This is a genomic window from Paenibacillus sp. ov031 (genome assembly GCF_900143165.1).
Classification (GTDB): Bacteria; Bacillota; Bacilli; order Paenibacillales; family Paenibacillaceae; genus Paenibacillus; species Paenibacillus marchantiae.
In genome coordinates, this window is sequence record NZ_FRDO01000001.1 from 1,008,182 (window position 1) to 1,032,102 (window position 23,921).

Sequence of the window (23,921 nt, forward strand, 5' to 3'; positions counted from 1 at the left end):
GATTAAAATCATACAGTCAAAATAACAAAAGCCGTAGATTGGATGTTTAACAACATCTGATCAACGGCTTTTATAACGTTCAAGGCTTTTTTCTGTCAGGAAAGAATGGGAAAATAAAACAAGACTGATCAGAACGATGTAGTCGACTCTTACGGTGAGTGAGTAAGCCTTTGATTTAAAAGAGGGGAAGGGTCATCTCACACATAAGACAAATGAGAAGATCACATTAGAGGAGGTTGCGATGAAGACTCGAAGTGGTCTTCTTTGTGAATCATGTCTCTGTTTCCGTTGGGAACGGAGAACTGCTGAGCTAGAAGCTGCTGTTCCTTGATGAGCAGATCGACTTTATGGTGCAAATGGTCCAATTGTTTGTTGTAATGTTTGTAGGTGTAGAATCCGATTACAGCCTTAATCGCGAAGAAAATAACAGCTGCCGTAATAATCAATATATAGTTAGAAGCAATATGCCTGATCCAGCTATTGAGTTCACTTATCACGTATAACTCTTCCTTTCACAAGAAATGCAGATTACTTCTATTCATTGCCTTCGTTATAGGAAAGATTACGTGGAAAATGTTCTCAGATGGATTCCTCCGAAAGCAAGATGGAGCATAGCAACATTGTGTTTATTCCTGTTATTCAGTAGAATTATTTTAATTAATATTTTCCAAAGGAGAGCAAATACGTGCTGGAACTCAGCTTTAACGACCCGGAAAAACTGGTAACTGTAACCCACGCCTTGTCGACTCGTTCCCGGATTGACATTCTCCAGCTTCTTAATGCCAATAAATTAAACATTATTGAAATTGCCGAAGCACTTAACCTGCCCGTGTCAACGGTAGCCAACCATATTAAAGTGCTGGAGGCAGCCCATTTAATACATACGGAGATGCTCCCAGCCTCTCGTGGGGCCATGAAGGTTTGCAGCCGCAATTATGATGATATTCATATCGCCCTGGATCGAGTGACTTCCTTTCCCACACGGGATACGAATGTTTATGAAGTACAGATGCCGATAGGGCATTACAGCGACTGTGAAGTTGAGCCAACATGCGGCATGGCGAGCACGGAGGAGATGATTCTGAAGGAAGACGACCCGGCAAGCTTCTATCATCCTAAGCATATTGATGCTCAGATCATTTGGCTGGCAAAAGGTTATCTGGAATATTTGCTTCCAATGGATATTCCGCAAGGTGCAACGATTAAATCTTTGGAATTGTCCATGGAAATCTGTTCTGAAGTAGCAACTTATAACAATGATTGGCCCTCGGATATTTCCATTTGGGTGAATGGCACTGAGATCGGGATGTGGACTAGTCCCGGAGATTTGGGCGACCGCCGAGGTAAACTGAATCCGGCATGGTGGTCTGATGGTTCCACACAATACGGCATTCTCAAAAAATGGCGTGTGGACGACAACATGACCATGCTGGACAAGGAGAAAATTTCGGATGTGTCCCTGTCAGATCTTCATCTTGAGGATAAACACAAGTTAAGATTACGCATTGGAATTCATCCGGATGCTAGGCATCAGGGAGGCATGAACCTGTTTGGCAATGATTTCGGAGATCATGAACAGAACATTATTATGCAGGTAAGGTATACGATGAATGCGGGTGATCAGGATGCGAGATATGCCAAATAACGGTACCTCATGTATCGTGAGTATCGAGCGTTTTAAACCGAACTTGTTTCATCTGGAGCAGGGTGAAGGTTTATTCAAATCCCATTCACATGCTGCACTGCTACTGTTTCAGCGGAATTGCTCAGTCGAAGCTCCTCATGCTGTCAACGATCCAACGGTTCAATGCATCGTTCAGGAAGTCCTGAAAGAGATCCATTCGTCTTACTACACGCCGATTACGGTTAGTGAATTGGCCTCTCGACATTTCCTGTCAGAAAGCAATCTGCGAAAGAAATTCACGGAATCGGTGGGGGGTTCTCCGAAGCAATGCATTATCAATCTTCATCTAATGGAAGCCAAGCGGATGTTACAACAAACCAACAAGGCAGTCGAAATGATATCTTCGGAAGTAGGGTTTACTTCGTCCAGCCGATTTTATGATTATTTTGTCAGATCTGTCGGGGTTACCCCACTGGAATGGCGGATGCAAAGCATTCAGTAAAGCTTCAACAGGAAAAAACCGTCTCCAGGACGGTTTTTTTCGACCGACGAAATCGCTTGAAGGTTGTCTTTTTTTACAACTTAATAAAAGCGTTTTCGCAATTGTCTGCAAACAAATTCTGCCAGATAATAGAAAATAGCACGATATGAAGGGAGAGAAAAGAGATGACAACCAGTACATTTTGTAATCCGGTGGCATTGCAATCCGCAGACCCTTGGGTCTACAGGCACTCCGATGGTTATTATTATTTTTTGCGTTTACGGGCAACGCGCATTCAAAAATTTGAATGGAACAGGGATGGAACTCCTGATTTTGGTGTGCCTTTCAGCGATGATCATGCGCTCCAAGTTCCATCGGAAGAGTAAAACAGAAGACTTGAGAATAGGGGCTGGGTATGCGTATAATTACAACTATTTTGTAATTAATGGCGGAGTAGATAAATGATTTGGTGAAAACGAATGCTCTCATTAGACGAAGAAAGTAATAATTATTTTGGCTTGAACTGGATTTTTCCGCATTGGAACAGTATTTTAATGGTGTTATTCGGTGGGTAATTAACTTTCCCATGCTGTTTGAAGGAAATCTAAGCAATAATACCAGACAAATTTTATTACAAGAAAATAGATTGAAAACGTTGACATCTAATTATTGTGTAATTATACTTTGATTCAAATACAGAACAAATATTGCCCCATTGTTGTGTCCACCGTTCCAATACTGATGGTATACCCTTTCCTGCAAAAGTACTTTGTAAAAGGAGTATATACCGGTTCAATCAAAGGCTAATAGGAGTGATTTTCGTATGAATAAAGACAAGATGACATTAACACCACGCCCGGAATACCCTCGCCCTCAGTGGGTGCGTAACCATTGGATCAATCTGAACGGAACTTGGCAGTTCGAAATGGATCATGGCAAAAGTGGAAAAGAACGAGGTTATGAACAGTCCGAACATCATCTCTCTGGGACAATCACTGTTCCGTTCTGTCCAGAGAGTAAACTGTCCGGGGTGGCCTATACCGATTTTATGGCTGCGGTATGGTACAAACGGGAATTCTCTATCCCGGATGCCTGGATGAATGGACGCATTTTGCTTCATTTTGGCGCTGTTGATTACGAAGCCGAGATCTGGGTCAATGGAAAAGCGGTTGGTAAACATCGGGGAGGCTATTCGCCATTCCATTTTGATATCACATCCCATGTTTCGTCAGGAACGAATGTAGTCACGGTTTATGCAGAAGACGATGTGCGTTCTGGACTTCAGCCGCGAGGAAAACAGAGCGAACGATTCCACTCACATGGCTGCGATTACACGCGGACTACTGGCATTTGGCAAACGGTGTGGCTGGAGCAAGTGCCAGAGGTGTATCTCTCCGACATGAAAGTCGCGGCTGATCCGGATAATGCATGTGTGCACCTTGAAGTGAAAATATGCGGTAACGCTGCTGGAGGAGAGCTGGCTGCAACTGCCCGCTTTGGCGGCAAGGATGTTGGATCGGCAACGGCGGTTGTTCATGGACCTGCTGTGAAGCTTACCGTCCCATTATCCGAAATCCATTTATGGGAGCTGGGGAATGCCAAATTGTATGATCTGGAGTTGAAGCTGCATGGGCAGGATCAGACCATTGATACGGTAGACTCGTATTTCGGACTGCGGACGGTAAGGCTGGATGGCATGGCATTTCGTATCAATGAGAAGTCCGTTTTTCAGCGGCTTGTACTAGATCAGGGCTTTTACCCGGATGGCATCTACACGGCACCTAGCGACGAAGATCTGCGCAAGGACATCGAGATCTCCATGGGGCTTGGCTTTAATGGAGCGAGATTGCACGAAAAGATGTTTGAGCCACGTTTCCTATATTGGGCTGACCAGCTTGGTTACCTGGTATGGGGAGAACATGCCAACTGGGGACAGGATATTACAACGACCGAAAGCCTTGCCCGGTTCCTACCGGAATGGATGGAAGGTATGGAACGTGACTTTAATCATCCCTCGCTTATCGGCTGGTGTCCGTTCAACGAAACGTGGGATCGCGATGGAACCCGGCAGGATAACGACGTGCTGCGCATTGTCTATGAGATGACTAAACGTATGGACCCGACACGTCCTGTCATTGATACCAGCGGTAACTTTCATGTGGTGACGGATATCTTCGATTTGCATGACTATGATCAGAACCCGGATACGTTCCGGGCCAGATATGAACCGATGAAAAGCGGTGGGGAAGTATTTAATACCTTTCCAGAGCGGCAGACGTATGAAGGGCAGCCATATTTTATCAGTGAGTATGGCGGTATCTGGTGGAATCCGGATCAGCAAGATGAGAAAGCTTGGGGTTACGGGGACAGACCACAATCCGAAGAAGCTTTCATTGCACGTTATGAGGGACTAACCAATGTCCTGCTGGACCATCCGAAGATGTTCGGGTTTTGTTATACCCAGCTATATGATGTGGAACAGGAAGTGAATGGACTGTACACGTATGACCGCCGTCCGAAATTCGACCCGGAAACGATTCGTCGCATTAATTCCCGCAAGGCTGCCATCGAAGATTGAACGTTGCAGGTCAGGTACGCGCATGTTCATAATCCTATAGGGAGCGTGACTGTAGATGAAAATAATGAATTACAGGAACAAATTGTTGCTGGCCTTATGTGCATTTCTTATTTTCCCGATGGGACAGACGACGCATGCAGCGACCGTTCAGAATAATTTCTATAATGTCGTAATGCAGGATGGAGCTGATCCATGGGTCTACAAACACACTGACGGATTCTATTATTTCACCAAAACAACAGGTGGTAACGTTACCATCTGGAAGTCAGCTCAATTAACAACCATTGATGCGGCTCCAACCACTGTGGTGAATACCGGCTGCTGCGGCATCTGGGCTCCAGAGCTTCATTACATCAACGGTGCATGGTACATCTATTATGCGAAGGATGATGGAGACAACGTCAATCACCGCATGTATGTCATGGAAAATACGTCAGCTGACCCGACACAGGGAACCTGGCAATACAAAGGGCAGATTACGGATCCCACCAACAAGTGGGCTATCGACGGGACGGTATTACAGGTAAACGGACAGCTCTACTTCATCTGGTCGGGCTGGGAAGCAGATACGAATGTAAAGCAGAATCTGTACATTGCCCATATGAGTAATCCCTGGACGATCGATTCAAATCGCGTGGAAATTGCACGACCAACCTACGCCTGGGAAACCAATCATTCCCCGAATGTAAATGAGGGACCGCAGGTGATCGTTCGAAACGGAGTTATCAGTCTAGTCTACTCGGCAAGTGGTAGTTGGACCAACGACTATTGTCTGGGGCTTATTACCGCTAACGCCTCAAGCAACTTGCTGAATCCGGCATCCTGGAGCAAGCGCAGTCAGCCTATCTTCCAATCGGGGAACGGCTTGTATGGTCCGGGTCATCATTCTTTTACGAAATCGCCTGACGGGACTGAGGACTGGATCATGTACCACACAGCGAAATTCAATAATTCCGGATGGAATCGTGAGATCCGCTTACAGAAGTTCACCTGGAATGCCGACAATACCCCGAATTTGGGTACACCGGTGAATCCCAACGTACCTATTGCTCTACCTTCGGGAGAAAAGTCAATCGTTCGATATGAAGGAGAAGAGGGAACCTTTGGTGGGATCGCTTATGCATCCCAGAGTCCTTCTGGTTCAGGCGGCATGAAAGCTGGTCATATCGATACGGCGGACAGCTATGTAGAATTTAACGTCAATGCAGCAACTGCGGGCACATATATTCTCCTGGCGAGGACAGCGAATGGCACAGCAGGTGGCAACTGGTCCAACCTGCTGCTGAGTGTGAATGGAGGCACAGCCAGTCCTTTCTACATTACGAACAAGGGATGGGAGAACTGGGGACTGTCCACAGCGAGAGTTCAGCTAAAGGCTGGTCTGAACAAAATTCGTTTCTCCAAAGGTGAAGGATATGGAGAACTGGACTTCTTTGATATCAAACCTGCAAATTAGAGTATTATAATCGCATCCAAACCCTGCCGGTGTCCATTTGGACCTTGGCGGGGTTTTGTGATTTGAAATTGAAAACTTTCCGATTCCATTCATATTCAGTTCATAAAAGTACGATATTCTTCCCCTATAAACGATATGGGAGGAACCACAATTGACAAACATACAGCAAAGAGCAACAGGTAATGAACTTGGAGATTGGGCCATTGAGGCTGAGGGGCTTGTGAAAATTTTTGGAGATAAACGTGCAGTGGATGGTGTGAATCTGAACGTGAAGGCAGGTACGATCTATGGCGTACTGGGCCCGAATGGAGCAGGGAAAACAACAACCATTCGGATGCTGGGCACGCTGCTTCGGCCCGATGGAGGATCAGCCAAAATATTTGGACATGATGTGGTGAAGGAGTCACATATCGTACGCCAGCTAATTGGACTTACAGGACAATACGCATCCGTTGACGAGTCACTGAGTGCCAACGAAAATTTGATGATATTTTCACGGCTGCTGGGTCTTGGCCGCGCAGAAGCGAAACGCAAAACAGCCGATTTGCTCGAAGAGTTCGGCTTGACGGAGGCGGCGAAACGTCCAATCAAAGGGTTCTCCGGAGGCATGCGCCGCCGTCTCGATCTCGCAGCAAGCCTTATTGCTCAGCCGCCGCTGATCTTTTTGGACGAACCGACAACTGGACTTGACCCACGGACACGTGCACAGATGTGGAATACGATTCGCCAGTTGGTCAAGACTGGTTCAACCGTGCTTCTTACAACACAATATCTTGATGAAGCGGATCAACTGGCCGACCGTGTTGCCGTAATTGATCAGGGCCATGTTGTGGCCGAAGGTACGGTGGATGATTTGAAAGCCTCCGTTGGCACTGCATCACTTCAACTGCGCATCCAGGAACCGACACGGATTGAACACGCCCGTCAGATTGTAGAGCAGATCCTTCGAACAGAATCCAGCGTATCAGCGGAAGCGGGGAAGATTACTGCACCGATGGCAAATGCTAATATTGCAGCAGATCTACTGATTGCCTTTCGTTCCGCAGGCATTGATCTGGCAGAGATGAGTGTCCAGAAACCTACACTTGATGAAGTATTTCTCACCATTACGGGCCAAGATGCGAGTGGCAATGCGTCTCATACGTCTCAAGAATCAAAAGCAGTGGAGGAGTTGCAAGTATGAACAGTACAATAGCGAAACAAAATCCAAGCCGTAAGCTGAGAAAATACACAAGCTTTGGGCAAACCGTCCGGAATTCCTTAACGATGGCTTATCGCGGGATATTGAAGGTTAGACGAACACCAGAGCAATTATTCGATGTTACCCTACAACCGATCATTTTCACATTGATGTTTACCTACATTTTTGGTGGTGCGATCTCGGGAAATATTCAAGCTTATTTGTTGGTCATTATTCCGGGTATACTTGTGCAGACGGTAATTACAAGCTCCGTCGTTACTGGTGTGCAATTGCGTGAGGATATGGATAAAGGGGTATTCGACCGATTCAAATCATTGCCTATAGCACGTATTGCGCCACTGGCCGGAGCATTGCTGGCAGACACGATACGCTATACCATTGCAACGTTCCTTACCTTTACGATTGGATATTTATTGGGATATAGCCCTGCAGGTGGATTGGGTCATGTTGCCTTGGCAGGATTGCTAGTTATTATTTGCGCTTGGGCCATCAGTTGGATTTTTGCTTTTCTTGGTGTTATTGCACGTACAGCGTCCAGTGTACAAGGGATTTCCATGCTCGTATTGTTTCCGCTCACCTTTGCTTCAAACGCTTTCGTTCCGGTAGATACGATGCCGAATTGGCTTCAGTGGGTAGTTAATGTCAATCCGATATCCCATTTGGTTTCAGCTGTACGCGAATTGGCGAATCAAGGGACAATGGGCACAGATCTGGTGACCAGCCTTGCCGGAGCAGCGGTTATTGTAGCCATTTTTGCACCATTGACAGTGCGAGCATATATGCGCAGAACGTAATTGGAAATCATCAAATATTGTTAAACAAGTGTAGCGTGTCAGGAAAGAGATGTTATGCCTTCATGGTATAAGGTCTTTTTCTTGACAGAATGTGGAGTATAAGGCAAGGTTGAAAAAATGGAGGTGGTCACTTTGACAAGCGTATTGGTCGTTGATGACGACCCGCATATCCGAGAGCTGGTAGGACATTTTTTACAGCAGGAGGGTTTGCACGTAATCGAGGCTGTTGACGGTTTGGATGCACTGCGATTACTCGCTGACCATAAGGTAGATCTGGTCGTTCTCGATATTATGATGCCAGGCATGGACGGATGGGAACTATGCCGCCAGTTGCGGCAGCAGACGGATCTGCCGCTCCTGATGTTAACGGCCAAAGGGGAAACCTCGCAGATCATCAAAGGATTTACCCTGGGGACGGATGATTATCTGGTGAAGCCTTTTGATCCGCTGGTGCTGGTTGCTCGGGTGAAGGCTTTATTGAAACGATATCGGATTATGACTTCACAAGTGATCCTGCTTGGTGAACTGGTCCTGCGGGGTGATACGTTTGAGTGCAAGAAAGGTGATCAGGATATTGTGTTGCCACGCAAGGAATTTGAACTGCTATTCACCCTTGCGAGTTACCCTGGCAAAACCTTTACCCGTGATCAGTTAATCGAAAAGATCTGGGGGTATGATTACGAAGGGGACGAGAGAACGATTGATGTGCATATCAAGCGACTTCGTGAACGGTTTCCGGAGGAAGAGCATGCTTTCGTCATTCGTACTATGCGGGGTTTGGGCTATCGCCTAGAGGTAAGGCAATGAAGCAGGAGGGTGGATTTCTTCATGTTTCCAGAAACGTCATTCTGGTATCTCTGGCCCTGTTTGCCTGCTGGACAGCAGCTTTCTACCTTACGAGATATGTGTATTCCTTTGTCCCATGGGAACCGCATGAATTGCTTGCTTTTCTGATTAATGCCATGCTGGGGTTCATTTTTTTTGGATTATGCATTACAATGATCGGTCCGCTGGTTAAAGGCAGGCAATATGAATTTTTTAATGAGATGATTCAGGCTTTGAAAAGCATTTCCCGGGGGGATTTTCGTGTGAATCTGGATGCGGAATTTGCCAATAGAAACGGGAGACAGAGAAATCCCCATCCGTTTGTGCAGTTGGTTGAAAGCATCAATGACATGGCGGCAAATCTCAAAGCGATGGAAGATTTGCGTCAGGAATTCATCTCCAATGTATCACATGAGATTGGATCGCCGCTCACGTCAATCAGCGGTTTCGCCAGGGCGCTGAAAAATAAAGATATGGACCAGGAAAAACGGGAAAAGTATCTGACGATCATTGAGACGGAATGTGTTCGTTTGTCCAGACTGAGTGATAATTTAATGAAGCTCGCCGTTCTGGATTCATCCGAGCATGCATCACATAAAACATCTTACCGCTTGGATCGGCAGCTGGTAACTCTGGTTCTAGCCTGTGAACCCCAATGGGATGACAAAAAAATTGATATGAACGTAGAGCTGGAAGAAGTTGAAATCTTTGCTGATGAGGACTTGATGATTCAGTTGTGGATCAACCTTATTCATAATGCAATCAAGTTCACGCCAGAAGGCGGAAAAATTGATGTTTTCCTTACACAAAGTGATGGCAAGATCAGTGTACGTATTTCTGACAGTGGACCCGGCATCACCAAGCAGGATCAGCTTCGCATATTCGAACGTTTTTACAAAGCGGATCAATCCCGCACACGTGCCTTGGGTGGCAGTGGACTGGGCCTTTCCATCGTGCATAAAATTGTGGAGATGCATGAGGGTACTGTCTCCGTGTTCAGTGAACCAGGAGCAGGTGCGACATTTATTGTACAGCTACCTGTCCATTTATAATAATAAAAAGGGTAATCGATGGATGTTGTCCGTCAATTACCCTTTTTATTTCAATTAATTCGGCTGTTATTGTACAAAATAAGGTATATAAGCGATAATCTGCAGGGTAGCCAATACATAAAGGCCCGTAAGGAGTGAGCAATCTGCTGATATCTCCCACTCAACAACAGTGTCTGATTGACGTGGTGAAATCATTCCCGATACAACCCAAGTACTCCAAAGCACAGCTGCTGATTAATGAGCTGAAATTAAGCTCTTCAGGAGAGGTGGAGATGTTCTATTCCCCACATAATGAATATATCAATGCAGCCGCAAAAGTCATGCTTGTGGGCATCACACCAGGTTGGCAGCAAATGGAGATTGCTTATAGAACGGCTATCCAAGCTTTGAAAGTACACAAATCATATGAGCAAGCCTGTAAAGAAGCCAAAATAGCGGCAAGAATGGCCGGCTCTATGCGTACCAATTTGATTTTAATGCTCCAGGAAATAGGCTTGCATGAATATATAAGAGTGCCCCATGTACAAAGGTTATTTGAAGCAGACTGTACATTGTTACATACAACTTCTCTGATTCGATATCCAGTCTTGGTGAATAAGCAAAATTACAATGGACATCAGCCTTCCATTCCTCAAAGTGAATTTTTGTATCAAGCTGTACTTGAGTCATTTCTGCCTGAATTGGAACAGTTAAAGCATCCTCTTATTATTCCATTAGGAAAGTCGGTGGAGGCTGTACTACATCAATTGCTTGATGAACATCGGGTAGATGAAGAGAAGATTTTATGGGGATTTCCTCATCCATCTGGTGCCAATGGCTCTCGTGTGAAACAGTTTCTTCATACCAAGTCGGGGATGCAGAACATTCTGAGGGAATGGCGAGATTAAACTTCTTACTTGCTTTTTACAAATTCAATAATAGTATAATGATTACGACTACATGACATGGAAACAGGAAAAGAGGAAACAAATGCCTACAATACTGGTTGCTGACGATGATCCGAATATTCGTGAACTCGTCTGTTTATTTTTGAGAAATGACGGATTTGAAACGGCTGAAGCTGCGGATGGCAAGGAGGCACTGACCGTTTACGGCTCAACACATGTCGATCTTGTTGTGCTTGATATCATGATGCCTGTCATGGATGGCTGGACGTTATGTAAGGAGCTGCGAAGAGCCAATCCTGATCTTCCGCTGCTCATGCTGACGGCGAGAGGTGAGACCTGGGAAAAGGTGAAAGGATTCGAACTGGGGACCGATGATTATCTAACGAAACCGTTTGATCCGTTGGAGCTCACGGCTCGCGTCCGAGCATTACTCAAACGATACAAAATCGGCTCCACACAGACGATCCATTTCGGCAACGTCATCCTGGATCGACAAACCTACAAGGTGACGAGCGGAACAGAGTCGCTTACGTTGCCGCTGAAGGAGTTCGAATTGCTCTATAAACTCGCTGGAACACCCGGACAAGTCTATACACGTGAGCAATTGATCGATCAAATCTGGGGTATTGATTACGCCGGTGATGATCGAACGATAGACGTACATATTAAACGCCTGCGTGAACGGTTCGCATCAACACCCGATTTTCGGATCGAAACGGTGCGAGGCCTGGGGTACCGGCTTGAGGTTTACGAATGATTAGATCGTTATATATTCGTGTGGTCCTGACATTTCTGGTTTCCGTCATCGCCGGCACGGTCATTTCTTTTTTCATGTCCACGATGATATTCGAAGATCAATTGAATGAAAATGCTCAAATTAACATACGTAACTTCGGCCAAGATGTCGTGCAGATTTACAAGACCCTTCCATTAAGTGAAGCAGAATCGTTTGTTAGTGAAATGAAGCTACTGAATTCATATCATATTCGAATTTACGATGCAACGGGTCAGTTCCAGTCGTATGGAAAGCTTAACGGACATAAATCGGCCGCGGTGACGAAAGAGCAACTAAAGAAAGTGTTAGATGGAGGCGTAGTCCAGGACAATCCGAACGGTATTGCTACAGTTCTTTTAGGGTTGCCGGTGAAAACGGAAGTGGGAACGAAAGCAATGTTTTTGGAGACGCTCGCTCCACCTTCTTCCTCGTTTGTCGTCAAATGGGCTTCGATCTTTGCAACCTGTTCATTGGTTGCAGGAAGTATTATCATTCTGATTGCTTCCATATTCTTGGTTAGACCGATTAAAAAACTGACAAAAGCAACGAAGCGGATCGCTGCTGGAGATTTTAACGTCAAGCTGAATATCAAGCAAACCGGAGAACTGGGCACACTGGCGCGCAGCTTCGAAGAAATGATGCATGATTTGCAGCAGTTGGAACAGATGCGCAGGGAATTTGTAACGAATGTGTCGCACGAGGTTCAATCTCCGCTGACTTCGATATCCGGTTATGCTCAAGCACTGAAACAAGTAAACCTCTCAGAGCAAGAACGAAGCCGATATCTTGAGATTATTATCGCCGAGGCGAAGCGGATGTCCAAAATGAGTGATAATCTGCTCAAGTTGAGTATGCTTGAATCACAGTCACAGCAACCGCGACTTAGCACACTCAGCCTGGATGAACAGATCAGGCGGGTTATTGTAACTCTCCAGCCACAATGGTCTGCTCGCAACATTCACTTTGAGCTTGATCTCCAAGGCGTTAAAGTCTTGGCTGATCACGATCAGTTGAACCAGGTATGGACGAATATTCTCAGCAACGGTATCAAATTTTCCAAGGATGGCGGCGTAATTCACGTCAGCACCAAGCAGGATATCAAGAACGTGACTATTCGAATCTCCGACACAGGTATCGGTATCCCTCTTGAAGACCAGAAGCGTATATTCGAACGATTTTTCAAGTCGGATCGTTCTCACAGTCGCAAGTATGACGGCAGTGGTATGGGGCTTGCTATTGTTAAACAGATTGTATCGCTTCATCAAGGGGATATTAGAGTAGAAAGTGAACCTGGTCAGGGAACAACCTTTATTGTCACGTTGCCAATCACTCCACCAACGGAGTAGTTAGGCTTACAGGATAAGGTGGACGTATAGAATATTCATCCGATTGTCTAAATCGTATGTTCAGGCCACGTTTCACATGCAAGCTTCTTTGCATGTGAAACGTGGCTTTTTTTGTTAGTTCATAATTCGTTCATATTGTCGTCATGATGAGGACATCTTGGTTGGTTAGGCTTGATTTAACGGCTTGTTACGGCCATTAAACAGATGAGAACAGGAGCAGATGAGTGTGACACATGAAACAGAGAAGAAACAGTGGGGCGTTCCCTGTGAATCTCCTCTTCTTTTCTTTATTCAAAAGAATCATCCGGCAACAGACAGGTGGATCCCTGAGCACGAGAAGTTAATAAAGGATTCTGTACATGGTGAAGTGGTACTGCTGGAGGCAAATCATTATTTGTATCGTTCCCATGCCAAAGAAATTGCTGAAAAATTCAGAGGATTTATGACGTCCCAGTAAATATTAATTTATTTAGTTGTTCATATTCAGTTCATATTGACGTCACGGGGAGTACATTTTCATTGGTTAAGATTACATCAGTAGCACAGAAGAAAGCCGAACAAACAGTTCAAGACAGGAGAAGATGAGAGTGACACAACCAGAGGAAAAGAAAGCGAAGAATGGCTCGAGGGCCAAAAAGGTAAGAAACAATATACTTAAAGTACTAGGAGCAATCGTAATCGTCATTGTTCTGTTTCTAGGTATTGTTTATATCACGAATGTGATCAGTACCAATTCAGAGGCGAAAAAGATAGAGACTTACGGCCAGCACGTATCTGTAGACGGGAAAAATATGAATGTGTTAATTCAAGGCGAAGGCAAGGAAACGATCGTGCTTCTGCCAGGTTATGGAACAGCTGCGCCAGCGCTTGATTTTAAGCTGCTCATCGATGAGCTATCTCCATATTACAAAGTTGTGGCGGTTGAACCTTTCGGTTATGGATTAAGTGATGGAACTGAAAAAGAACGAACCGCAGAAAATATCGTAACTGAAGTTCATGAAGCTTTACAACAGCTTAACATTAACCAGTATATCCTCATGGGCCACTCCATTGCAGGCATTTACGGCATTGAGTATGTGAACAAATATCCAAACGAGGTGACTGCATTTGTCGGAATCGACAGCAGTGTTTCAACACAACCGGGTATGGATGCCAAATTACCTACAAAAATGTTCGGATTCCTTAAAAAATCAGGTCTCCAAAGATTAGTAGTCAAATTTGGTGGTGACCCTTATGCTGGACTCGCATTTGATGAGCACACCGTAGAGCAGATGAAAATGCTGTCGAATAAAAACTCGAATAGTTCCACGATGTTAAATGAGATGGACCATATTGCTTCCAATTTTAAAGATGCTCAAGGTTTAACCTTCCCCAAAGACCTTCCACTTCTTCTCTTTATTCAAGCGAATAATGAAGGTGTAAAAGGTTGGATACCTTTGCATGAAGGTCAGATCAAAGATTCGGTACACGGAAAAGTAATCACAATGGATGGCGAACATTATTTACACCATACGTTATTTAAAGAAATAGCTGAGGACTTTAGAGCATTCATGAACGAAGCAAAGTAAATATCCTGTATAAGTCTACTCGAGATTTTACAGATGTGTATAAATGAATATGAAAAAACCGTCCTGAGGGGCGGTTTTTCCATAGTATATCCAATTCGGCCGATGTCCGTGATGAAAGAGAGGAATTCAAATGAGATTATTTGAAATACTTTTAGTTTTATCCTGTTTCGCTTTACTGGTAGATCTATTGTTTATTAAAAGAAGTGTAAAGAAAATAGGCTTGGGTTTGGGTATAGGAAGTAGCGTTATATTATTAGTTCAATTATTTGTTGAGGGATACAGATGGCAGCTGCTTTTGGTATATATCATGACGGCGCTATTCATACTCATCGTTTTATTCAGACATTCCGAAAAGATGGTGAATCTAAAAATAGGGAAGTTCTTGAAATATAGTTTATCTTCCCTAATCGTCATTCTGCTGGTTGTTTCTACTGCCTTGTCTGTATACCTACCTGTTTTTAATTTGCCGAAGCCGGATGGTCCAGAGAAAGTGGGTACTCAAACATTTCATTTTACAGACCAGAATAGAGCTGAAGTCTTAACTGAAGATCAAAGCGACAAGAGGGAGTTAATGGTCCAATTCTGGTATCCTACTGAGAACATGAATAACAACAAGCGTGACACGCTGTTTCCAAATGATAAAGAAATGTTCAAAACGTATATTCAGAGCTTCTCTGCTTCTTTAAAACTGCCCGAATTTTTGCTCGACTACTTGAAGTATAGTCAAACCAACTCTTATGAAAATGTAGAAATATTACCTTCCACAAGTCCTTATCCCGTGGTACTGCTATCTCATGGTATGGGAACCAGTAGAGTTCTACAAGCATCACAGGCCGAGAATCTTGCCAGTCATGGTTTTATCGTGGTCACAATCGATCATACGTACAGCACCTTTGCTACCCTTTTTCCGGATGGCCGTGTAACGGGCTATACAACAAAAATGACAACCATAGATGACCGCAGTGAAGTTGGGGATATATGGACAAAAGACGTTGAGTTTGTTATCGATCAAATCGAAAAGCTAAATTCAGGTGTAATTGAAAGTCAATTTAAAGGGAAGATCGATTTAAATAACATAGGCGCGATGGGACATTCTTTTGGGGGAGCAACGGCGTTTAATGCAACGTATTTAGATCAACGAATCAAGGCCGGGGTTAATATGGATGGGTCACTGAATGAAGTAGAAGATAGAGATGATATAAACAAGCCGTTTATGTTTATCAGATCGGGAAATTTTGAAGACTGGTTAGCCAATTTTGAAAGTGATAGAAATTCGGATGACGAAGTAACTAAGTTTCTTTCAGATGAGCTGCACATTATGAAAACGGTTATCAATCAGGGGGGGGATGTGATTTATATAGAAGGAACCCAGCACTTCAATTTCACGGATCTTCAATTCTATTCGGAGCTGATTAAACTGTCCGGAATTACAGGAGACATCAATGGTAAAAGAGGGTCAAACATCGTAAATCAATATGTACTTGATTTCTTTAATAAGCAATTGAAAGGATCGGGCGGAACTCTAATTCAGGGGCCGAGCGACTTGTATCCAGAGGTGAAATTTATAGATCCAAAAGAACTCTAATCAACCAAAACATTTAAATCAGGAGATGATGTGAATGGGACGACAAAAGGGAAAAAGAACTTCAATCACCGCCTTAACTCTGGCGTTAATGATGTTATCTCCAATGTCAGTACTGGCCGCACCAGCTACGAGTAACAACAGCGATCTGACGTATGAACCAACCAAGAAAACAGTAGCGGAGAAAGCCAAGATCCTTACCGAGACGTACGGTACGACCAGTGTACAATATGCATTAATCGATGGTGGAGAGATTGTGGTGTCCGGTCAAACGGGCAAAAACGATATCAATAACAAGGTGCCTCTTACTTCGAACACGATCTATGGCATTGGTTCAACCAGTAAAATGGTACTTACCACTGCTGTAATGAAACTGGTTGACGATGGCAAGATGGATTTGGATGTGCCTGTTGTGAACTATATCCCTGACTTTAAAATGAAAGATAATCGCTACAAACAAATCACACCACGCATGCTATTAAATCATTCTTCCGGTCTGCTGGGCAGCACTGGCAGCAATGCTACATTGTACGGAGATAATGATACGAATTCACATGATACGTTTCTAGATCAATTGGCGAATCAAAACCTGAAAGCCGATCCAGGAGAATACTCCGTATATTGTAACGATGGTTTTACATTAGCGGAGATTCTAGTCGAAAGAGTTAGTGGCATGGGCTTTACTGCTTTTATACACAAGTATATTACAGAGCCTCTGGACATGAATCATACCAAAACACCACAGGATGTGGTTGGGCCAGCAGAAATGGCGGGAATCTATTCTCCTTTATATGAAGGCCAGCTTCCACAAGAGAATTATAATATCATCGCTACTGGAGGTATTTATTCTACCGCTGAAGATCTTGTGAAATTTTCACAAATCTTCACGGGAGAGGTCGAAGGTATTCTTTCCAGTAAGTCGGTAGAAGCCATGGCGCAAGAAGAATACAAAAGAGGCATGTGGCCAGAGGACAGCGATTCATCTATTTCGTACGGGTTAGGTTGGGATAGTGTGAACTTATACCCATTCAGTGAATACGGCATCAAGGCCGTTACGAAAGGTGGAGATACCATATCGTATCACTCATCATTAATCGTACTGCCGGAATACAATCTAGCTGCAGCCGTTACCTCATCCGGTGGGACGAGTGCCAAAGATCAGTTTATTGCAAGTGAATTATTACTCAGCGCACTTGAGGAAAAGGGTATTATTACAGAACGGAAGCCAGAAAAGTCATTTGGGGTGCCAGTAAAAGCAGATATACCTAAAGAAATATCCGCGTATGCAGGTATGTATGGCGCCAATAATTCGGTTAAGAAGATCGAAATGAATCATGCTGGACAAATGACTGTATCCACACTCGCAGCTCCGAGTGATTCGGCTCAAAAATACACATATACAGCTGATGGTACTTTTGTTAACGATAAAGGCACAGAAAAGTTGAAATTCGTTACGGAGAAGAATGGAAGTACTTATCTGTGGTCTCGATCTTATATATCCTTGCCAGGACTTGGGCAGTTGGCTTTCTCAGAATACACAGCGGAGAAGCTGGAAGCCAATGAATTATCCCAGGATGTTACCGCCTCGTGGGAAAAGCGTGAAGGTAAAAGATATTACGTGGTGAATCAGAAATATACATCAACGGTTTATCTCCATTCATCACCAATCATTCCTATTCATTCGAATAAAGAGACACCAGGGTATATGTCTAATAATAAGATTATTGGAGCAAACGAAGCAGTCACTGAGCTGCAAATCCCTGGCATGGCTGGACGTGATACAAAGGAAATTTATTTCTCCAAAAAGAACGGAGTGGAGTACATTACAGCTGTAGGTAGCGTATTCGCAAGTGAGGAAATTGTACAACCACTCTATTCCGGTAAACAATCCGCTACAACCATTCAAGCAGATGGATATGCAAAATGGTTTTCGGTACCCGCATCTGTGAAAGGAAAAGTTATGACGGTTAAGATGCCTGCAAATGGAGCCTTTGCCGTATATGACCAGACGGGTATTTGTATTAATCACACCGTGGTCAGCGGTAAGAATGAGGTTGTCTTACCCAAAAACGGCCGTATTGTATTTGCAGGTGAGGTCGGTTCCACATTTGAAATTTCATTGAAATAGACAAAGTCTTTATCCCCTTTAAGTGTCTACTTAAAGGGGATATTTTTATGACGTAAAAAGGAAGGATCAAGGATCGTGAATCATCATGTACTCAAATTATTTTGCCTATTCATACTCGGTTCATATAGACGTCACGAAGAGTACATTTCTATTGGTTAAGCTTATTTTAGTACCAAAGCTAGGATACTCTAATAAAGAGATACTGACAGGAGAAGATGCAAATGATACAACAAGAGAAAATGAAAGTGCTCAAGAGAACAGTCAAAAAACGAACTTCAATTGCAGCTTTAACGCTAGCGTTAACCATGTTAGCCCCATTATCTGCAATGGCCACACCGGCTGCCATGAACAACAGCAACCTTACGTATGGGGCAACGAAGAAAACCGTGATGGAAAAAGCCAAATTACTGACTGAGACGTATGGTACGACGAGTCTGCAATATGCGCTCATCGATGGTGGAGAGATTGTGGTGTCCGGTCAAACGGGCAAGAACGATATAAACGACAAGGTACGTCTTACTTCGAACACGATCTATGGTATTGGTTCAACCAGCAAAATGATGCTTGCAGCCGCTGTAATGAAGCTGGTTGACGAAGGCAAGATCGATTTGGATGTGCCGGTTGTGAACTATATGCCCGATTTTAAAATGAAAGATAACCGATACAAACAGATCACACCCCGTATGTTGCTGAATCATTCTTCCGGTCTACTGGGCAGCTCATTCAGCAATGCCACCTTGTACGGAGATAATGACACGTATTCACATGATACGTTTCTGGAGCAATTGGCAGGTCAAAACCTGAAAGCAGAACCCGGCGCATACTCAGTCTACAGCAACGATGGTTTTACGTTAGCCGAGATTCTGGTCGAAAGAGTTAGCGGCTTCGATTATACCGCATTCATACACAAGTTTTTCACGGAGCCTTTGGATATGAAACATACGAAAACACCACAGGATGTGGTTAACCCGGCAGAAATGGCGGCAATCTATTCCCCATTTTATGAGGGACAACTTCCAAAAGAGAATTATAATATCATTGCTACTGGAGGTCTGTATTCCACCGCTGAAGATCTGGTCAAATTTTCACAAATCTTCACGAGACAGGTCGAAGGCATTCTTTCCAGTAAGTCTGTAGAAGCTATGGCGCAAGAAGAGTATAAAAGAGGCATGTGGCCAGAGGATAGCGATACGCTTATGTCTTACGGGTTAGGGTGGGATAGTGTGAACTTGTTCCCATTCAATGAATACGGCATTAAGGCCGTTATGAAAGGAGGGGATACGTTATCTTATCAGTCTTCATTAACGGTACTCCCAGAACACAACATGGCTGCAGCCGTTATCTCTTCAGGCGGGGCGAGCTTGACCAATCAATTCATTGCGAATGAATTATTACTCAGCGCACTTGAGGAAAAGGGCGTTATTACAGAACGGAAGCCGGAAAAATCATTTGGCGTACCCGTGAAGGCCGATATGCCTAAGGGAATATCCAAGTTTGCAGGTATATATGGTGGCAATAATTCAGTTACGAAGATCAACATCAATACGACTGGACAAATGACTGTATCTTCACTTACAGCTCCGAGTAATCCGGTTCAAGAATACACCTATACAGCAGATGGTACTTTTGTTAACAACGAAGGTACAGACAAGTTGAAATTTGTTGTGGATAAAAATGGGAAAACCTACTTGTGGTCACGATCTTATATATCTGTTCCAGGACTCGGACAGCTGGCTTTCTCAGAATATAATGCGGAGAAGCTTGAAGCCAATAAATTATCCAAAGAGATTAACGCCGCATGGGCAAAGCGCGATGGTAAAAAATATTATCTAGTGAATGAGAAATACACATCAATGGTCTATCTGAATGCTTCATCGATCCTGCCTATTCATTTGAGTAAAGAGAACCCAGGGTATATGTCTAATCATAAGATTATTGGAGCAAACGAAGCAGCCAATCTATTGCAAATTCCTGGTACAGCCGGACGTGATACGATGGACATTCATTTCTCTAAAAAGAACGAAGGAGAGTATCTTACAGCCTTAGGGTATGTATACGCCAGTGAGGAACTGGTGAAACCAATCTATTCGGGTAAACAATCCGCAACAACCATTCAAGCAGATGGATATGCCAAATGGTTTTCGGTACCAGCGACTGCGAAAGGAAAAGTCATGACAGTCAAGTTGCCTTCAAATGGAGCCTTTGCTGTATATGACCAGACTGGAATTTGTATTAATCACACCGTGGTCAGCGGTAAGAATAAAGTTGTCTTACCAGAGAATGGCCGTATTGTATTTGCAGGTGAGGCTGGATCCAAATTTGAAATTTCAATAAAAAAGTAAATTAATGGATTTCCAAACGGTTGTACGACAAACAAACTCAACAGGAGAAAACCATCATGATGAAAAAAATATTAATCATTTTACTCAAAATATTCGGAGCCATAGTTATCGCTTTTGCATTATTTATTGCCACTGTCTATTTTGTAAATGTATTTAGCAACAAGTCGGAGGCAGGGAAAATAAAACCCTATGGTCAGTCCGTAGCGGTTGACGGGAAAAACATGAATGTGTTGATCCAAGGAAAAGGTGAAGAAACCGTGGTATTGCTTCCGGGATACGGAACACCTGCCCCAGCCCTCGATTTTAAACCGTTAATTGATGAGCTATCTCCGTTTTACAAAGTCGTCGTCATTGAACCTTTCGGTTATGGATTAAGTGACATAACTGAAAAAGAGCGTACCACGGAAAATATGGTCAGTGAAATTCATGAAGCTCTACAGCAGCTTAATATTACTCATTACACGCTGATGGGTCATTCCATTTCAGGAATCTACGGACTAGATTATGTAAACAAATATCCAAACGAAGTAAATGCTTTTGTTGGGATTGATAGCAGCGTTCCAACGCAGGGAGGCAACGATGATCCATTCCCAACAGATGTGTACAAACTGCTCAAAAAATCAGGGTTCTACCGATTGTTAATGAAACTGGCCCCTGATCAACTGATTGCACCAGCTGTTGATGATGAAACCAGAGAACAAATTAGAATGCTTTCACTCAAAAATACGTTTAATCCGAACAACTTAAGTGAAGGCGAAAATTTTGGTCCCAATTTCAAAGCTGCTGAAGGCTTGACCTTCCCCAAAGATCTGCCTGTCATTTTCTTTTTACAAGCGAATGATACCGAAACGGAAGGATGGATACCTATGCATGAAGAGCAAGTTAAAAATTCAGTACATGGTAAAGTGATGACATTCGAAGGTGGACATTATTTACACCATACCCGATCCAAAGAAATAGCCGAAAACTTCAGGAAGTTTATGAATGAAGTAAAATAAACTTAGAACAAACGTAGTATCTTTCAGAATGGATTTCAGAAAGAATGAAACGCCCGTTCCCCAGTAGAACACAGGGGAACGGGCGTATTTTCCATACTCATTATTATTGATTTGTTAACGAAATTTCGAACCTTGAACCAGCTTCACCAGCAAATACAATCGTACCGTTTTCAGGCAATGTAACTTCATTTTCACCACTAACCACAGTATGATTCGTACTGATACCCGTCTGGTCATATACAGTGAAAGCACCTTTCGAAGGCATCTTCACTGTCATCACTTTACCTGCGGCTGCTGCCGGTACCGAATACCATGTCGCATAACCATTCGTTTGAATCGTTGTCTTCGATTGTTTCCCCGAATAGAGCGGTCTCACTAGTTCTTGACTGACGTAGACCTTTCCTCCTGCTGAAACGTATTCTACGCCGTTTTTCTCGAAGAACTTATACTCCATCGTATCCCGGCCAGCCAAGCCTGGAATTTGCAGTTGATTCACGGCCGAATTTGCATCAATAATTTTATTAGTATACACATAACCTGGTGCTTCATCGAACATATGAATGGGGATGATCGGCGTTGCACTGTCATATACCGTTGAGGTGTATTTTTCATTCACCAGGTAATAAATGTTGCCTTCACGCTTCTGCCAAGCGGCTGTTACATCTTCGGATAATGAATTGGTTTCGAGCTTTTCTGCCTTGTATTCCGAGGAGGCGATCTGTCCAAGCCCTGGCACCGACTGGTACGAACGGGACCACAAGTATGTATTCCCGTTATCCTCTTGAGTGAATTTCAACTTTTCTGTACCTTGCTCGTTCACGAAAGAGCCATCTTCAGTATACGTATACTTTTGTTCGGTACTGTTCGGCGACAATAGCTGGGACATCGTCAACTGTCCTTCATCATTCACTTCCAACTTCAATAACGAGCTGCCAACCGCCCCATAAATGCCAGCATACTGCGTTAGCTCTTTCGGCATGGTTGTTTTTACAGGGGCGCCAAATGATTTTTCCGGCTTCCGTCCTTCAATAACATCCTTTTCCTCAAGTGCGCTAAGCAACAGCTCGCTCGCAATCAATTGGTCGGTTGTGCTTGACCCACCTGAGGAAGTAACGGCTGCAGCCATATTGTATTCCGGAAGCACAATTAATGACGAATGATAGGCAATCGTATTCCCGCCTTTGGTAACTGCCTTGATGCCGTATTCGCTAAATGGGAACAAGTTCACACTATCCCAACCTAACCCGTACGAAATAGATGAATCGCTGTCCTCTGGCCACACACCTTTTTTGTACTCTTCTTGCGTCATTGCTTTTGCCGACTCACTGGAAAGAATACCTTTGACCTCTCCCGTAAAGATTTGCGAAAATTTGACCAGGTCTTCTGCGGTAGAGTAAATGCCTCCAGAGCCAATCATATTCGTGTTCTCTAGTGGAAGTTGTTCCTTATTCAGCTGCGAATAAGTTACCGCCATTTGGTCAGGATCAATCAGATCCTGCGGCGTTTTGGTATGGCTCATACCCAAGGGTTCGGTGAAATTCTGTTGGATGAAATGGCTAAAGCTCATGCCACTAACCTTTTCGACCAGAATTTCAGCTAACGTAAAGCTATCGTTACTATACACCGAGTAGGCTCCCGGATCTGCCTTCAAATTTTGCTCGGCCAATTGATCCAAAAATGTATCATGTGCATAGGTATCATTGTCCCCATACAGTATGGCACTACCGCTTGAGGTTCCAAGAATCCCGGATGAATGATTCAGCAACATACGAGGTGTGATCTGTTTGTAACGGTTATCTTTCATTTTAAAGTCAGGGATATAGTTCACAACCGGCACATCCAGATCGATCTTGTCTTCGTCAACCAGCTTCATCACAGCGGCTGTGAGCACCATTTTACTGGTTGAACCGATGCCATACATTGTATTAGAAGAAAGGGGGATACGGCCCTCCGGGTCGTTTTTGCCTACTTGTCCGGAGATCACGATCTCTCCCTCATCCATGAGTGCGTACTGCACACTTGTTGTACCGTATGTTTCGGTAAGGAGCTTGGCCTTCTCCATCACCGCTTTTTGGGTCATATTATACGTGAGGTTACTGGTGTTACTGTTTGCCGGTGCGGCGAGAGCATTCATTGGGGCTAACATGGTTAACACCAGGGTTACAGCGGCGAATGAAGTTCGTTTTTTCAGTGTCAATCTCATCTTCTCCTGTCTTATCTGTAGATTAGGTATCTCTGTGGTGGTACGTAAGTTAGTGTACTCTAGGACGGTGAACTGAATATG

20 protein-coding genes and 1 pseudogene are annotated in these 23,921 nt (G+C 43.9%); 19 read left to right on the forward strand and 2 right to left on the reverse strand.

The window, feature by feature from the left end; translation table 11 throughout:
* Positions 1-221: 221 nt before the first annotated feature.
* Entirely contained in the window at positions 222-497 is a 276-nt protein-coding gene (locus BUA17_RS04420; RefSeq protein ID WP_072732726.1) for a hypothetical protein, read from the reverse strand.
* A 188-nt stretch (positions 498-685) separates the two neighbouring features.
* Between BUA17_RS04420 and BUA17_RS04425 the strand changes: the two genes are divergently transcribed.
* The 19 genes and pseudogenes from BUA17_RS04425 to BUA17_RS04510 all read left to right on the forward strand — a co-directional run bounded on the left by BUA17_RS04425 (position 686) and on the right by BUA17_RS04510 (position 21,637).
* On the forward strand, positions 686-1,645 hold the full coding sequence (locus BUA17_RS04425; protein ID WP_072732727.1) for an ArsR/SmtB family transcription factor: 960 nt from the start codon (positions 686-688) through the stop codon (positions 1,643-1,645).
* Positions 1,635-2,126: a helix-turn-helix transcriptional regulator gene (locus tag BUA17_RS04430; protein ID WP_072732728.1), complete on the forward strand. Its 492-nt coding sequence runs from the start codon at positions 1,635-1,637 to the stop codon at positions 2,124-2,126. Before BUA17_RS04425 ends, BUA17_RS04430 begins: the two co-directional genes overlap by 11 nt.
* Before the next feature lie 164 nt (positions 2,127-2,290).
* Complete coding sequence (locus tag BUA17_RS31425) at positions 2,291-2,491, forward strand: hypothetical protein (RefSeq protein WP_072732729.1); 201 nt, start codon at positions 2,291-2,293, stop codon at positions 2,489-2,491.
* Positions 2,492-2,807: 316 nt separating this feature from the next.
* Positions 2,808-2,912 (forward strand): annotated as a pseudogene (locus tag BUA17_RS31535) (carbohydrate ABC transporter permease); the annotation flags it as partial.
* A 16-nt stretch (positions 2,913-2,928) separates the two neighbouring features.
* The gene (locus BUA17_RS04440; protein ID WP_072732730.1) at positions 2,929-4,683 is read left to right on the forward strand and encodes a glycoside hydrolase family 2 protein; all 1,755 of its coding nucleotides are present in this window, start codon (positions 2,929-2,931) and stop codon (positions 4,681-4,683) included.
* A gap of 55 nt (positions 4,684-4,738) precedes the next feature.
* The gene (locus BUA17_RS04445) at positions 4,739-6,139 is read left to right on the forward strand and encodes a family 43 glycosylhydrolase (protein ID WP_072732731.1); all 1,401 of its coding nucleotides are present in this window, start codon (positions 4,739-4,741) and stop codon (positions 6,137-6,139) included.
* A gap of 160 nt (positions 6,140-6,299) precedes the next feature.
* Positions 6,300-7,322, forward strand: a complete 1,023-nt coding sequence (locus BUA17_RS04450; RefSeq protein WP_063565243.1) for an ATP-binding cassette domain-containing protein — start codon at positions 6,300-6,302, stop codon at positions 7,320-7,322.
* Positions 7,319-8,134: an ABC transporter permease gene (locus BUA17_RS04455; RefSeq protein WP_063565177.1), complete on the forward strand. Its 816-nt coding sequence runs from the start codon at positions 7,319-7,321 to the stop codon at positions 8,132-8,134. The genes BUA17_RS04450 and BUA17_RS04455 overlap by 4 nt, the downstream gene beginning before the upstream one ends.
* 132 nt (positions 8,135-8,266) lie before the next feature.
* Positions 8,267-8,941, forward strand: coding sequence for a response regulator transcription factor (locus BUA17_RS04460; protein ID WP_090806109.1), 675 nt, complete (start codon positions 8,267-8,269; stop codon positions 8,939-8,941).
* Complete coding sequence (locus BUA17_RS04465) at positions 8,938-10,011, forward strand: sensor histidine kinase (protein ID WP_072732732.1); 1,074 nt, start codon at positions 8,938-8,940, stop codon at positions 10,009-10,011. Before BUA17_RS04460 ends, BUA17_RS04465 begins: the two co-directional genes overlap by 4 nt.
* Before the next feature lie 272 nt (positions 10,012-10,283).
* Positions 10,284-10,898: a hypothetical protein gene (locus BUA17_RS04470; protein ID WP_072733475.1), complete on the forward strand. Its 615-nt coding sequence runs from the start codon at positions 10,284-10,286 to the stop codon at positions 10,896-10,898.
* An 82-nt stretch (positions 10,899-10,980) separates the two neighbouring features.
* Complete coding sequence (locus tag BUA17_RS04475; RefSeq protein ID WP_063565174.1) at positions 10,981-11,655, forward strand: response regulator transcription factor; 675 nt, start codon at positions 10,981-10,983, stop codon at positions 11,653-11,655.
* Positions 11,652-13,019, forward strand: coding sequence for a sensor histidine kinase (locus BUA17_RS04480; protein ID WP_063565173.1), 1,368 nt, complete (start codon positions 11,652-11,654; stop codon positions 13,017-13,019). The genes BUA17_RS04475 and BUA17_RS04480 overlap by 4 nt, the downstream gene beginning before the upstream one ends.
* A gap of 226 nt (positions 13,020-13,245) precedes the next feature.
* Positions 13,246-13,476, forward strand: a complete 231-nt coding sequence (locus BUA17_RS04485) for a hypothetical protein (protein ID WP_063565172.1) — start codon at positions 13,246-13,248, stop codon at positions 13,474-13,476.
* A 130-nt stretch (positions 13,477-13,606) separates the two neighbouring features.
* Positions 13,607-14,587: an alpha/beta fold hydrolase gene (locus BUA17_RS04490; protein WP_063565171.1), complete on the forward strand. Its 981-nt coding sequence runs from the start codon at positions 13,607-13,609 to the stop codon at positions 14,585-14,587.
* A gap of 130 nt (positions 14,588-14,717) precedes the next feature.
* The gene (locus BUA17_RS04495; protein WP_072732733.1) at positions 14,718-16,172 is read left to right on the forward strand and encodes an alpha/beta hydrolase family protein; all 1,455 of its coding nucleotides are present in this window, start codon (positions 14,718-14,720) and stop codon (positions 16,170-16,172) included.
* Positions 16,173-16,206: 34 nt separating this feature from the next.
* Complete coding sequence (locus tag BUA17_RS04500; RefSeq protein ID WP_063565169.1) at positions 16,207-18,297, forward strand: serine hydrolase domain-containing protein; 2,091 nt, start codon at positions 16,207-16,209, stop codon at positions 18,295-18,297.
* Positions 18,298-18,518: 221 nt separating this feature from the next.
* Positions 18,519-20,639 (forward strand): serine hydrolase domain-containing protein, encoded by a 2,121-nt coding sequence (locus BUA17_RS04505; RefSeq protein ID WP_072732734.1) that lies wholly within the window; start codon positions 18,519-18,521, stop codon positions 20,637-20,639.
* Positions 20,640-20,695: 56 nt separating this feature from the next.
* On the forward strand, positions 20,696-21,637 hold the full coding sequence (locus BUA17_RS04510; protein ID WP_072732735.1) for an alpha/beta hydrolase: 942 nt from the start codon (positions 20,696-20,698) through the stop codon (positions 21,635-21,637).
* Between the two features lie 103 nt (positions 21,638-21,740).
* On the opposite strand, the gene BUA17_RS04515 is transcribed toward BUA17_RS04510, so the two are convergent.
* Positions 21,741-23,840 (reverse strand): serine hydrolase domain-containing protein, encoded by a 2,100-nt coding sequence (locus tag BUA17_RS04515; protein WP_072732736.1) that lies wholly within the window; start codon positions 23,838-23,840, stop codon positions 21,741-21,743.
* Between the last annotated feature and the right edge of the window lie 81 nt (positions 23,841-23,921).